Origin of the sequence: Romboutsia sp. 13368 (genome assembly GCF_018336475.1) — a bacterium.
GTDB lineage: Bacteria > Bacillota > Clostridia > Peptostreptococcales > Peptostreptococcaceae > Romboutsia.
This window is the reverse complement of sequence record NZ_CP048741.1, coordinates 1,104,698-1,105,108: the sequence shown is the minus strand read 5'-3', so window position 1 is coordinate 1,105,108 and position 411 is coordinate 1,104,698. Positions and strand designations below refer to the sequence as shown.

1 protein-coding gene is annotated in these 411 nt (G+C 20.7%); it reads right to left on the bottom strand.

The genetic code is table 11. The features are described from left to right. Positions 1-138 precede the first annotated feature (138 nt). Positions 139-411, bottom strand: a 273-nt coding sequence (locus G3997_RS04515) for a sigma factor-like helix-turn-helix DNA-binding protein (protein WP_296648753.1), incomplete at its 5' end; no start/stop codon positions are given.

Below are 411 nucleotides of genomic sequence, written 5' to 3'. Positions count from 1 at the left end.
TATACATTATTTTTTTTATGTATAGATTTTTTTAATCTTTTTTTTATTCTTGCTTTTTCAATTTCGCTAACTTTCATTTCTTCAAATTCATTTTCAGCTATATCTATATTATTTAATAATTCATAAATATCTTTCATATTACATTACCTCCAACTTAATATCTTCTAAGAAGTTTTTCAGCTTTTTCTTAATTCTATAAATTTTATTATCTATGCTTGATTTTGTAACATCAAATTTTATAGCTATATCTTGTGACTTAATACCTAAAAAGAATTTCATTATAATTATCTCTTTATCCTTCTTATCCAAAGAATCTATTGCCATCATCAACTCATTTTTATTTTCAATAGCTATAATTTCATCGTCAATGAAATCATTAAATGTCTGATTAATTTGTATAACTTTATTTAA